This is a genomic window from Tolypothrix sp. PCC 7712, assembly GCF_025860405.1.
In the GTDB taxonomy this organism is placed as follows: Bacteria; Cyanobacteriota; Cyanobacteriia; order Cyanobacteriales; family Nostocaceae; genus Aulosira; species Aulosira diplosiphon.
Map to the genome: position 1 here is coordinate 119,279 of NZ_CP063785.1, position 13,884 is coordinate 133,162.

At 41.3% G+C, this 13,884-nt stretch carries 9 protein-coding genes and 1 pseudogene; 4 read left to right on the top strand and 6 right to left on the bottom strand.

From position 1 onward, the window contains the following. Positions 1-320: 320 nt before the first annotated feature. The 3 genes from HGR01_RS00490 (at position 321) to HGR01_RS00500 (ending at position 3,106) form a co-directional block, all read left to right on the top strand. Positions 321-668, top strand: coding sequence for an MOSC domain-containing protein (locus HGR01_RS00490; protein WP_255325134.1), 348 nt, complete (start codon positions 321-323; stop codon positions 666-668). Between the two features lie 10 nt (positions 669-678). Next, positions 679-993 carry an MOSC domain-containing protein gene (locus HGR01_RS00495; RefSeq protein WP_255325135.1) on the top strand — a complete coding sequence of 105 codons (315 nt, stop codon included), beginning with the start codon at positions 679-681 and terminating at the stop codon, positions 991-993. Positions 994-1,123: 130 nt separating this feature from the next. Continuing rightward, positions 1,124-3,106, top strand: coding sequence for an amylo-alpha-1,6-glucosidase (locus HGR01_RS00500; protein ID WP_045867806.1), 1,983 nt, complete (start codon positions 1,124-1,126; stop codon positions 3,104-3,106). Between the two features lie 45 nt (positions 3,107-3,151). On the opposite strand, the gene HGR01_RS00505 is transcribed toward HGR01_RS00500, so the two are convergent. The 3 genes and pseudogenes from HGR01_RS00505 to HGR01_RS41880 all read right to left on the bottom strand — a co-directional run. Beyond that, on the bottom strand, positions 3,152-4,477 hold the full coding sequence (locus HGR01_RS00505) for a 2Fe-2S iron-sulfur cluster-binding protein (RefSeq protein WP_045867807.1): 1,326 nt from the start codon (positions 4,475-4,477) through the stop codon (positions 3,152-3,154). 184 nt (positions 4,478-4,661) lie between these two features. Further along, a complete protein-coding gene (locus HGR01_RS00510) occupies positions 4,662-4,892 on the bottom strand; it encodes a hypothetical protein (RefSeq protein WP_045867808.1) in 231 nt (76 codons plus the stop codon). Further along, positions 4,858-5,044: pseudogene (locus HGR01_RS41880) on the bottom strand (SDR family oxidoreductase); the annotation flags it as partial. The pseudogene HGR01_RS41880 and the gene HGR01_RS00510, both read right to left, overlap by 35 nt. A gap of 95 nt (positions 5,045-5,139) precedes the next feature. Between HGR01_RS41880 and HGR01_RS00520 the strand changes: the two are divergent. Then, positions 5,140-6,426, top strand: coding sequence for a DUF389 domain-containing protein (locus HGR01_RS00520; protein WP_045867809.1), 1,287 nt, complete (start codon positions 5,140-5,142; stop codon positions 6,424-6,426). Between the two features lie 310 nt (positions 6,427-6,736). On the opposite strand, the gene HGR01_RS00525 is transcribed toward HGR01_RS00520, so the two are convergent. From HGR01_RS00525 to HGR01_RS00535, 3 genes are all read right to left on the bottom strand, one after another. Further along, complete coding sequence (locus HGR01_RS00525) at positions 6,737-11,488, bottom strand: beta strand repeat-containing protein (RefSeq protein WP_045867810.1); 4,752 nt, start codon at positions 11,486-11,488, stop codon at positions 6,737-6,739. A gap of 392 nt (positions 11,489-11,880) precedes the next feature. Further along, positions 11,881-12,276, bottom strand: coding sequence for a four-helix bundle copper-binding protein (locus HGR01_RS00530; protein WP_045867811.1), 396 nt, complete (start codon positions 12,274-12,276; stop codon positions 11,881-11,883). Between the two features lie 717 nt (positions 12,277-12,993). Continuing rightward, on the bottom strand, positions 12,994-13,764 hold the full coding sequence (locus tag HGR01_RS00535) for a sucrose-phosphate phosphatase (RefSeq protein WP_045867812.1): 771 nt from the start codon (positions 13,762-13,764) through the stop codon (positions 12,994-12,996). Positions 13,765-13,884: the final 120 nt, after the last annotated feature.

The following is a 13,884-nucleotide window of genomic DNA, read 5'->3' on the forward strand; positions in this document are numbered from 1 at the left end:
GTAACCAACAGAAAAATATTGTTACTTTTAATGACCTTGTAACCAAGATTTTGAACAAGTGGTTGCAAGTTCAACCAGATAAAAGCTTAATGAATTTCTTAGCGACTTGATTCCAGATGGAGAATTCAGCATTGAGTCATCGGCAGTTACAGGAACCATCGTCAAAGTGCAATTACCCTTAGCACCTGGATTCCGATCTCAATCAGGTAAAAATTGGTGTTAGATATTTAATAAATTCCTCTGATAATCAAGTAATATCAAGCATGTTATCTATCAGGCTTAATATCGGTAGAAAATTTTATTAGAGGAGATATGAAATTGTGCAAGTTATCTCAGTCAACGTAGGACTTCCCCGTGAAGTGCTTTGGAAGGGCAAAACAGTTACCACTGGGATTTTTAAAGAACCAGTTGCGGGACGGGTAATGATGCGATCGCTTAACTTAGAGGGAGATAGACAAGCTGATTTGAGTGTCCACGGAGGGAAAGACAAAGCAGTTTATGCTTATCCATTAGAGCATTACGACTATTGGCGGCGCAAGTTACCTGATATGGATTTGCCCTGGGGAATGTTTGGTGAAAACCTGACGACAGTTGGGCTGTTAGAGAATGAGATTAATATTGGTGTTCACGAAGTGTGCGCGATAGCGCTCTCGCTTTGGGATTGGTAGTGCAGAGGTAATGGTGACTCAACCCCGAATGCCTTGTTATAAACTGGGGATCAAGTTTGGACGGGCTGATATAGTTAAACAGTTTTTAGATAGCCGCCTAACTGGGTTCTACTTTTCGGTGCTGCAAGAGGGTAAAGTAGAAAATGGTGATACTTTGTCGTTAATCGCTCGAGACTCAAACAATGTTACTGTTGCTGATATCACCCGACTTTATGCACGGGAAATACATGACTTAGAACTGTTACACCGCGCTGTACAAGTTGAGGCTTTACCTACAGGTTGGCGAGACTATTTTCAGCAACAAATCGAGAAGTTTAAAAAATGAATTTTATTTAAAATAATAATTGAAACAATTCAAAAATTGATCTTTCATCAACTCTTAATACCACTCTCAGCACACTATAAGATTCATAATCCATAATCCAAATATTGATCGCCAGTAAGATTGTTGACTTATGGGTATTGAATTTGGACGGGAAATCTGCGGTAATCTCGACACCGCAGAGTCACGGGAATGGTTAGTTACTAATGGTATTGGTGGTTACGCTTCTGGAACGGTGGCAGGTTTATTAACCCGCCGCTATCACGGCTTATTAGTAGCAGCCTTACAACCTCCGCTGGGTCGCACCTTAATGCTGGTAAAACTAGATGAAACTGTTCTGTATGATACTTGCTCTTATTCCCTCAACACTAACCGTTGGGTAGATGGTATCGTCAGTCCTCACGGTTATCAACACATAGAACGTTTTTCTTTAGAAGGTACAATTCCCGTATGGCGTTTTGCTATTGCTGATGCCTTGTTAGAAAAACGGGTATGGATGCAGCAAGGAGTTAACACAACTTATGTCCAGTATACTTTGCGTCGTGCTACCAAACCTCTAAAGTTGGCGCTTAAAGCAATAGTCAACTACCGCGATTATCACGGCGATACCCAAAGCAACGGCTGGCAGATGTCTGTTGAGCAGATAGAACAGGGAATTTGTGTAACTGCTTATCCCGGTGCCGTACCACTGTATCTGTTGAGTGACTGTGGCAGTGCATCACCTGTTCACAATTGGTATTATGGCTTTGACTTAGCAGTTGAACGTGATCGCGGATTGAGCGACAAAGAAGACCACCTCCACGCTGCTACCTTTGAAGTTACACTCAATCCTGGGGAAGCAATCACATTTGTTGCCAGTACTCAGAAGCAATTAGACTTAAATGCTGAAGCAGCACTCGAACATCGTCAAGCTCTTGAACAAAAGTTAATTGGACTATGGAAATCATCCAGTTCTCTCAATAATCCTGATTCTCCTGCTTGGGTTAATCGTTTAGTTTTGGCTGCTGACCAGTTTATCGTTGATCGCTCCATACCAGAAAATCTTAATGGTAAGACTATCATTGCTGGTTATCACTGGTTTGGTGACTGGGGACGCGATACAATGATTAGCCTACCTGGTTTGACTCTTGCCACTAATCGCCCAGAAATAGCACGCTACATTCTTCGCACGTTTGCTAGGTATGTAGACCAGGGTATGTTACCCAATCGTTTCCCAGATGCAGGTGAAATACCAGAATACAATACAGTTGATGCAACTCTCTGGTATTTTGAAGCCATTCGAGCTTACTACAATGTGACTGAGGATGATGATTTGCTGATGGAACTGTTTCCCGTGCTGGCGGATATCATCAATTGGCACTGTCGCGGCACACGCTACAACATTCATCTCGATTCAACTGATGGTTTACTTTATGCAGGGCAGAAGGGTGTGCAACTCACTTGGATGGATGCAAAAGTGGGAGATTGGGTAGTAACGCCTCGAATTGGTAAACCAATTGAAGTCAATGCCCTTTGGTATAATGCTTTGCGGACAATGACAAACTTTGCCCGCTATCTGAGTAAACCACACCAAGAATATGAGGCGATCGCAGACCGTATCCAAGTCAGATTTTCTCGCTTTTGGAATCAGGATACAGGTTACTGCTACGATGTGCTAGATAGTCCCGATGGAAATGACCCATCTCTGCGTCCGAACCAAATTTTTGCTGTTTCCTTGCCCGAAACTCCCCTCACTCCAGCCCAACAAAGAGGAGTAGTAGACATTTGTGGGCAGATACTACTAACCTCACATGGCTTGCGTTCCCTCAACCCAGACCATTCCAAATATCAAGGTAAATATGGAGGAAATCAGTATCAACGTGATGGTGCTTATCACCAAGGTACTGTTTGGGGTTGGTTATTAGGGCCGTTTGTCCTTGCACACCTGCGCGTCTATAAAAATCCTCAGCAGGCACGTCAATTTCTCCAACCAATAGCTAATCATCTCACCGCACATGGTCTTGGTAGTCTCAGCGAAATTTTTGATGGTGATGCGCCGATGACTCCACGGGGATGTATTGCCCAGGCGTGGACTGTTGCAGAAGTTTTACGTGCTTGGTTGGCAACTGAGGGTTGATCAAGATTTGGTTAAAGGTGTTTAAAGTGCAACTTTAAACGGAAGCTAAATATCCAAGACCACCCTAGAACTTCCCGGTTGAGAAATACAAATCAACACCGAACCCCGATCAATTGTAGCCGTTGGTTCCTCCTGATAAGCAACCTCACCAGAACTGATTTTACACATACAAGTCCCACAAATACCCGCCCGACAACTAAAGGGAGGATTAATATCATTCGCTTCGGCAAATTCCAAAATACTGCCATCTCCTCGCTGCCAATTTAGGGTTTGACCAGATTTTGCGAAAACAATCTCGGCTTGTTGCACTCCCTCACCTGTAGTTATAGTAGGGGGTTGACTGTCGGATGCAACTTTCATCGGTTTACCAAAAGACTCAAAGAAGACTCTACTATCAGGTACTCCAAATTCCTTCAATCCTGCCATAATTGACATCATAAAAGATGGAGAACCACATAGGAAATACTCAGCTTCTTGTTGTACTAACTCTTTAATTAAAGTAGCATCAACATAACCAACACTGTGGTAATGTCCCTCATCTTCAGTTGTAGGACGGCTGTAGCGAAAATGCACATTTAGATGAGAATTTTGTTGGGCTAACTCTGTTACTTCATCATAAAAAGCATGGAATTTGCCATCTCTAGAACCATGTATAAACCAAATTGGGCGGTTAGGGTGCAAACGAGTTACGGCTTTTGCCATACTCATCATCGGAGTAATCCCGACACCATTGCTAATCAGCACCGCAAGAATGGATTTTTGCATATCTAAAACAAACTTACCATTTGGTGGTTTCGCCGAAATTATCGAACCTTCGTGAATGTGATCATGCATAAAATTAGACGCTATACCAGGCGGTAAATTTAATCCCTTTGGGGCAGGTTCACGTTTAATCGAAAGACGATAATATGTACAAGGTTCAGGATAATCAGAAAGAGAATAAGTACGAATTACAGGTTTGTCTTGTCCGGGGATATCCAGTTTGATAGTTAAAAATTGACCTGCTTGAAAGTTGTAAATTTCGCCTTTGTCCTCTGGTTGCAAGTAGAATGAGGTAATTTCTTCGCTTTCTTTTACCTTGCGAACAACCACAAAATTTCGCCAATCTTTCCAATTCTTGCTATTGGATTTTAACTTTGCAGATACTGATATATCCTGACTGGCTTTGCTTGTTAAGACTAAGCCAAAGATAGCACCACAACCTGTTCCTAATAGTGAGGAATAAACGCCAAATTGAGCAGCAGATTTATCTTTTGGATTAATTAATCCAATAGCCACACCAGAAACTATGGTAACTACTGAAAATGCAATACTTGCAGTCGTAACACTTCTGGTAATGGGATTCTGAATTCGTCGAATATTTTCTAACATTTCCTGTTCCTGTTTATCTTTTATCAATAGTTAGGGACGGGGTAGGTGAGCCCTGACTGGTGTAGGTATTTTACCCTAAGGCTAAAACCCTGATGATTGCGTGGTCAATATGTAGGATTATGAATTTTAAAAAGATGTGTTGAGCATGAATCCATAATTTTTGACCGACTTCTCAAACGAGAACTCAAGTCTTCCAATCATTGGACAGTAGTTCACCTGCATCATCATTAGCGAGCGCTATATTTCTAGTATCGATCAGTTCGGTTTCTAAACGATCGCGTGCTGCAACCTGCTCAACGATAAATTTAGCAACTTGTTCACTCTGGCGACCTTGACGAGAAGTACCAAGGATAAGGATGAATCTGACATAGTTTTTCTGCCTACTGTTCTTGATAGTTCCAAAGTAGTCCACCATCCACAAAGAAAGTACTACCTGTAATGTAGTCAGCATCATCAGAAGCCAGAAACGCCACTAAAGAAGCAACATCTTGTGGTTGATCCAAGCGATAGCGCACCCAACTTTTCTGGGTCATTCAACAGCTTAGTATTGATCGGAGTTTCTATTGCTCTTACCCTGGAAGATATAAAAGATAACAAAATACTCCCTTAGTGAGAGAGCGCGGTTGTCTGCAATGCGAGATGGTTAATAATAAAAGGGTGCTATGCGTCAGATCCTTATCCAAGTACCACACGGCTGCGGCAAACAAGTTCTCAATATTGCAAAGTCTCATAATGGTACAAACCTGGCACAAATTGAGGCAAAAAGCAGTGACGAAGTAATCGAGCTGGTGATGGTTAATTTGTCTAATCACCAGGTTGGGCAGTTTATAGAGGAGTTGCAAGATTTACCGAAAGTACACATCACCCTAATCCCTACAGGAGTTTTGGCTTTAAAACCGCCGCCAGAAGAAGCAGCACAGCAAGTAAAAGATGTACAAGAACGTAGCCCGATTGAAGTTTTTCTCTCTAGTTTGCAAAGTGTTGGTTCTTGGCGAGGTTTTCTTGGTTATGCAGCATTGGCAGGGGTAGTAGTCTGGATTGGTTTGTATACCAATACTACTTATTTACTGGTAGCAGCAATGCTGATTGCACCATTCGCCGGGCCAGCAATGAATACTGCGATCGCTACCGCACGAGGCGATCGCCAATTGCTCTGGCGGAGTCTATTACGTTATTTTGCCGCATTAGCAGTCACGATTGGGATCGCCTGGTTACTGAGTCTAGTTCTGCGCCAGCAAATCGCTACCAGCTTGATGATTGAACGTAGTCAGCTTTCAGCTGTAGCAGTACTGTTACCCCTAGCGGCTGGTGCAGCAGGCGCGCTCAACCTCATGCAATCTGAGCGTAGTAGTTTAGTATCAGGTGCAGCAACAGGAATGTTAGTAGCTGCTTCCTTAGCTCCACCTGCGGGAATTGTGGGTATGGCTAGTGCAATTGGTCGCTGGGAGATGGTAACTGCTGGGCTATTCTTGCTCTTACTGCAACTATGCGGCATCAATTTATCAGCTTCCCTTTTATTCCGCATCTTCGGACTATCTGCTCAAGCAACTCGCTATCAGCGTGGTAACAAAAGAGTATTTCGCTTTGCTTTAGTAATTACAGTCATAGCGCTTGTAGGTCTATTAACTTGGCAATTTTCCAATTCTCCCAATTTAGAACGCTCTAGTCGCGCCCAACGTGCAAATGCTGAAGTCCAAAAAGCGGTGGAGCAAGTTGGTTTAGCAAAATTAGTCGAATCAAATGTTCGCTTCACCCGTGCCAACATTTCTGGACAAAATACGCTGTTATCTGTTGTTTATGTTCAACGTCAACCTGGAGTTAGTCAGTCATCTGAGGAAATTCGTTCTCTCCTTACCCAAGCAATTCAAACTCATTTATTAAACCAAGGCTTTAATATTACACCATTAGTTGATGTTAGTGTCTTAGAATTACCTACTAATAAGAAATAAGTAGTTTTTCCCTATTATGAATACCTCATGAGGCACCTAAATTTTTCCAATCAACAAGCCCTAAAAAAAGAGCGCAACGAAGTTTTACAACAACTTAAAGATTAGCTAGAATTGCCGATGTTTATATTAGCATTCGGCTGGCTAGCACTATTTATTATCGAGTTGACTTGCTCCCTGCCCCCGTGCTGCCTATGTGTAGCGATACTTTGGAGAATTGGTATAACTTATGCAGTAGTCACAATAATTTGCAGAACATTTTTAGTGTCTGCGATCGCACAGCAAACAAAGAAATCAAGAATGATAAAATTGACTACTCAGATCCGGGACACATCGCAGAACTACTAGTAGCCGCAGGTGTTGCTGTTGGCGCTTCGGCAACCAGCATCATCTTACCGTCAGCAGTGATCACCAAACCTTGCGCCTCAATAATTGGCTGACTTTCCGACACATTTACTTGTGAAGATGCATTCGATACTTTGTTGACACTTTCCCCATCCAAACTAGCTAAGGGACTGAGGCTAGTTGTCAAAGCCAGCGGTTCTAAAACATTGGGTGGTAAACTACCGCGTCCAGTCACGACAAAGCTACCCAAGGGTTTTGCATTGTAGTCTCTAGGGCAAGTTTGAGCAAATTGAGTACTAGCGTCAATTATTCCTGTAGGGAGTTCCAGCAGTTTTTGTGGCGGTTGGATTTGTGGTTGGGTGATGGTGATTTGTCCCTGTATTCCTAATTGAGAACTAGCAGTGATATCACTTTGATTTGTCAGTTTAGGGCGTGCTTCAATGCCAAAAATATTTTGCACATTGATATTAACGTTACCGCCTTTACCAGTGAAAGCATTAGCCGTAACATCGCTGTTTTCGTTAGTTACAGCTACAAAGAACGGTGAATTAATCGCAATATTACCGCCATTACCACCAGCTTGGGCAGTACCTGCGGTAGTGGAGATAAAACCGCCATTACGTAGCAATAACAAATCACCGATATCAAGACTTATATTGCCGCCATCACCAGCAAAAGTTGCTGCTGCAATACCTGCTTGATTAGAAATGCGAAGTTCAGCCGCATTGATTTTCGTATTTCCAGCTTTACCTGTACCCCGATTCGTGACAGAACTAAAAACCCCGCTAAAAGTACTGGGATTCTCTACACTGTCAAGGTTGATAATATTACCACGACCCGCACCATCAAGAGTTATGGTATCGCGGGCGTTAATTGTAATATTGCCAGCATCGCCTTTAGCTAGGCTAGTGCTACTAATTAGCCCCCCACGTACAGAAAGCGAACCAGTTATCAGGTTAATATCGCCGCCCTTACCTTCACCTTGATTTTCGACTGTAGTAAACGCACCACTGGGAATGCCATTACTACTAACACCATCAAAGCTAACAGTATCAAGAGCATTAATGGTAATGTTACCCGCATCACCCTTACCGAAAGTACTTGCACTGATGCTTCCGCCTTGACTGGCGCTAAAGGAGTTAGTTGTTATGTAAATTTCTCCTCCTTTACCTTCAGCTTGATTTTCAACTGTAGTAAATGCACTACTGGGAATGCCATTACTACTAACACCATCAAAGGTGACAGTATCACGGGCATTAATGGTAATGTTACCCGCATCACCTTTACCAAAGGTGCTGGATATGAGTTGTCCGCCATTACGTGCTGTGAAGGAGTTGGTTGTTATCTGGATGTCACCACCCTTTCCCTCACCTCCGTTAATTAGATAACTCAAGACACCACTGGGACTGTTATTGTTAGTTACACCATCAAAAATCACAGCATCACGGGCATTGATAGTGATATTTCCTGCATTTCTCTGGGCAAAAGTTGAAAAATTCCCACCATTGCTTAATGACAGCGTTCCTGTATTTACTTGGATTTCTCCACCGTTACCGCTGTTAGTGGCAAAGGAATATGCGCCACTAACAAGCCGTTGATTACCAACTCCATCTACAAAAACGCGATCGCGGGTATCAATAAAGATACTACCAGCGTTACCCTGTCCAGCACTAAACGTATTGACTGTACCACCATTAGTTAAAAATAATATTCCGGTATTGATGCGAATATTGCCACCGTTCCCGATCGCATTATCTAAAGCTACACTACCAGCATTGCCTACATGATCAAAAGTTACTGTATCGCGGGCGTTGATAGTAATGTTACCTGCATTCCCCTTACCACTAGTACTGCTAGATAGAATTCCACGATTACTAACTGTCAGCGATCCAGTTGTAATTTCAATGTCTCCGCCTTTACCTTCACCCCTGAGTAAACTGGTTGACAAGCTACTTTCAGCATCAACAACGCTACCATTATATAAACCTACATCACGGATAACACCATCAACTTTCACACTGTTGCGGGCATCAATTTTAATGTCACCTGCTTTTCCTAGCCCAAATCCCACAGCAGACATATATCCGCCATTGGTTAAAAATAGCGCGCCAGTTTTTGCTTGAATACTACCAGCATCACCGTTATATGCATAAGTAGAGGCATTACTTGGTAAACCGCTTTTACCTATACCGTCAAAAGTAATGGTATTTGCCGCATCAACAAAAATATTCCCACCATTACCTTGCCCATTATTAAACGCCTGCAAGCTACCGCCATTTTGGAACAACAGTGTACCTGTGCTAATACTAATGTCACCACCGTTACCAATACTCCGCTCATCTCCTGTGCTGGATGCTTGACTATTATATAGACTCTTACCGCTAAAACCTGCAAAGGTAACGCGATCGCTGGCGTTAATGGTGATGTTACCTGCATCTCCCTTGCCACTTGTACTAGTAGTTAAACTAGCACCATTAGTAACGAACAGCGATTGAGTTTTTACTTGAATATCTCCAGCTTTACCCACACCTCCAATGAGTAAACTGCTGGTTAATCCACTTGTAACATCACCTACATCACCATTAAATTCACGAGTTATAAAACCATCAAGCTGAATAGTATCGCTAGCCTCGACATTAATATTGCCTGCATTACCTTGCCCTAATACATTAGTGGATATTTGACTGCCATTAGTTAACAGCAGCGTTCCGGTTTTGACTTGGATATCTCCGCCATTACCCACTGCTTTAGCACCTATCAAACTATAGGCATCAGCATCTGTATCAAAGCTGATAGTATCACGGGCATTAATGATGATATTCCCTGCGTCTCCTTGTCCTAAGGTGCTACTACTGACATAAGCACTGTTAGTAAGTGAAAGATTATTAGTTGTTAGCTCGATATCTCCAGCATTACCAACAGCTGAATTACCAACAGCACTAATTATTCGGGTAAATAGATTGCTATCGTTACCAAATCCGTCTAAAGAAATTCCTTCACGGGCGTTGACAGCAATATTACCACCATTACCTTTTCCAAAAGTTCTGGTGTCAATTTCTGAGTCTTCGATGAGTGACAAGGAACCAGCTTGAATTTTGATGCTACCACCGTTACCTAGACCACCTTCGTCTACATAACTATAAATACCAGAATTATTTGTTAGTGAAACAGCGGTCTGTGCTTGGATTAAAATATTACCAGCATTACCTTGTCCAGAGGTACTAGCGTTGATAATACCCTGATTTAAGGAAAGCGAACCAACATTAATATTGATATCGCCTCCGTTTCCCTGCCCAACGGGAAATTCTTGATAAGCTGCTAAGACATTCGTTTCTATCTTCGCATTATCGCTGAGATTTAATGAATTTGCTTTGATATTAACGCTACCACCATTACCGATAGCACCATAGGTTACGCTGCTGAAAATACCTGTATTACTGTTTAGAGAAACGGTATCAGCTGCTTGGATAAATATATTGCCTGCATCACCTTGCCCAATAGTGCTGACATTAATTAACGCATCTTTATCTAAGTTCAATGAACCTGTGGAGATATTAACATCACCTGATTTGCCAAAAGCTCTTTGTTGGATCACATTAGCAATCAAGCTGCTATCAGTTAAAGTTGTTGTACCTGTGGCATTAATTAGAATATCTCCGCCTTGACTATTTGCTGTACCTAAACCCGTTTCTATCCCCGCGCGGAGTTTACTTTCCCCTGTTAAGTTGACATTGCGTCCATAAATTTTTATTCCTCCGCCATCTGCACCTCTAACATTAACTTCTGTACCATTACTCAGAGAAATATCTCCCCGTTCGACATCATCACCAATTGTGACACTGGGCAAATTGTTGGCAATATTCAATCCCACTGTTGCGGGTGCATTTATAGCTGCTAATTCAATATTGCCGCCATAAGCCCGCAGTCCCCCACCATCAAGATTAATATTTCCGCCAATCAGCAATAGATTCTGATTATCTGCGACTCTTAACCCTGTGACATTTTCACCCGCAGGACTGATACCTGCTGCGGCTTGGGATTGATTGGTAATTGGTTGGGAATTAATTTGATGAAACAGCAATGCACTGGGATTAATCGTTAACAAAGGTGCAGCTTGGGGATTTGTAGCACTAAAAATTCCTTGATTACCAAATTGCACAGCATTGGCGGTAGTTCCCACAAATGAACTACGTATATCTAAGCGCGCATTTTGCCCAAATAAAATACCATTAGGATTAATTAAAAATAAATTGGCATTACCATCTACTCCCAATGTGCCGAGAATATTTGAAGCTTGTCCACCCGTCACCCGCGTGAGAATATTTTGCACACCAGCAGGGTTGCCAAAATATACTCTTTGCCCATCATTAATATTAAACTCGCTAAAACTGTGAAACAGATTGCTTCCACGTACAGCGCCACCGTCAATTTTGTCGGCGTTTGCACCATTAATTACAACATTGGGTGTGATACGAGAACTTTCTGCACCTAAAGTATTATCGGGATTGATTTGACTATAAGCTGGGGCGTTGCTGAAGAAGATAAAACTGCATAATATGAGCTTTGGTTGCAGATTGATGGTTGTTAATATTCGCCCCAAGCCCTCTGGAAAGGTAGTGCGATCGCAAGAGCAAGATTTTGCAGATGGCTTCGTTTTATGTTGTTTTACTACCAATTGCTTATCGTTAGTATTTTGGAGCCAGTTCTGTATCTGATTCATCCCTGATTCTTCTTAAGTCTTATAGGTTTATTAAACTTACTCCTATAAGTATTTCTGGGCAGGTGTAACATATGCAAGATTGTCTGAAATACTTGTAGGTGTTGCTTTTAGCGCTTCACAAGCTAACATAATATTACATTTATTAATGACTCAAGCAAATGTTGCTATCCAGATTACCGACTTTTTGAAAAAGTCGGTAATCTAATAGCGAGTGGGAGAATGATTGCTACAAATGTAGCGGAGTGAAGGCGTGCGGGCTTTGACTATCTAGACTATAAGCCACAAGTCTTGTAGCCGCGTACCAGACACAGCCGAATCTAGCGTAGATTTATGCATAGTGGTTTGTACTCGCTAACTCTCGGATTACAGAGCCAGCGAGCATTTACAATTACTTATGCAGTGGCCATTGACATTTGCCGACAAGATTCAGCACAGCGACGGCACATATCAGCGCAAGCTTTCATTTGAGCATCATTACCCATGCGATGCCTGTCGGCAAGCCGCTGTGCGTCTACGCAATTTTCCGCGCAGCGCTGACATACTTCTGCACACACCCCACAGGTATGAGCGTGTAACTGGGAAGTCCGCAACATAAAATTAGCACTAGTTTCACAAATTTCAGCGCAATCAAGCAGTAAGCGAATATGAGCTTGTTCCGCATGATTACCACCCTTTTGTAAGCAGTAAGTTACAGTATTCAAGCAAATACTATGACAATCCAAGCAGTTTTGAATGCACTGCTGCATTTCTTGGTTAACTTGATTCAAGGTCAGTTGTTGTATAGCCAAGATTTTTACCTCCGTATTTATTTAGTTACAGGCATAATTGCCTTTAGCCTTACCTTATAAATGCAAAGATGCAAATGCGTCTACCATTAGGAATAAGGAGTATTTATTACTAGTGAATTATCAATATTTCATGCAAATTTTATCTATATATGTATTCATGTTTATCTGCTGTATTTCCATAATTTAGATTAAATATGAAGACTCTCATAATTTTTGAAAATAGCTTGACTATAGTCCGTTGTAGACATCACATTTTGAATATTTTGCCAGTTTTGAGCCGGGAACGCTATATAATTTATTCCAGCAAATACCTGCTTTGTAAATAAATACCCGATTTCTGCCCAAATTTTGCTCGTTATTTTCACAACAGATTGTTAGACTTATACTTACAAAATCACTATCTTCATATAGAAGGCAAACTCACCTTAGTTTCTGGCGTTGCTACCTCATAGGATAATTATGTAGAGATTGGAACTAATAATTAATGGTTTCATCTGCTAATTTATCCCACATCAGTGCAACGCCTGATTTCTTAATCAGCCAGTTTTGGTCTGCTGATGTTTATGAAACCTTGTCCAAGTTGGGAAAGGGAGTTTTTTAAAAGATAACAGGGTAACGAGTAAAACTGCTACTTAGCAGAGGCTTTTGAAGATGCACCCTATTGAATCAGTAAGATTTGTAATATCAGCGATCGCTGATTTATGACTATCATCAGAGTTAATTAGAAATGGGTAGCGATCGCCAGCTATTAGGAAATGGCAAAATATTAAAATAAACTAGCCCTTCAATAATACCAGCAGTATTAGGAGAATCAGTTAAATAGTGCCAAGGGTAATGAGTTTTAAAGTGCCATTGGAGCAGTTCGGTCTGAGCATTACTAACGATAATTCCTGGCGATAGCAATTGAAATAGGCTAATGTCATTTCCTGAACCTCCAGAGATAATTGTTACCTCCGGTTCTACTTGCAGTAGTTTTTGCAGATATGCAGTAGCTTTACCCTTATTACAATTTTTGGGTACTATATCAACATCGCACCCATTGCTGAAAATAACCTGAGCCGATAGTCCTGAAAAGTTTAATAAATCTTGTAAATCATTAATTACATGAAGTGAAGCATCTGTATCTAATTTAAAACTAATTTTCCAGCGGGTTTGTTCACTTTTGCAGCGAAGTTGCAATCCCGAAAATTGACTGGCAATTGCCCAAATTGTATCTCTATTCCAGCCTTTGGCGATATAATTAGCCCAATCCCGATCTAAAATCAAACCCTGTTGATAAATCTCACTACCTAGACTAGCAATTAAGTAATCTGGTTTTAATATATTTGCTTGTGCTATAAATTTACGAATAGCAGTTTCACTGTGATCTGTAATATATACTAAATAAATATACTTGCGGAAGTCTGCTAATCGCTGGGTTAAAACATTATTACCTTTATCTTTCTCAACCAGAGTATTATCTAAATCAATCACTAAAAGTAGTTTCATCTTTAATTCCTGAAAATTACAAAGTGTTGGTAATAATAAAAGAATATGAATATCTTGATAAAATACAGGGATATTGCTACATCAAGACTTGGAAATTTTGAATTATATTCGTCACTCCCA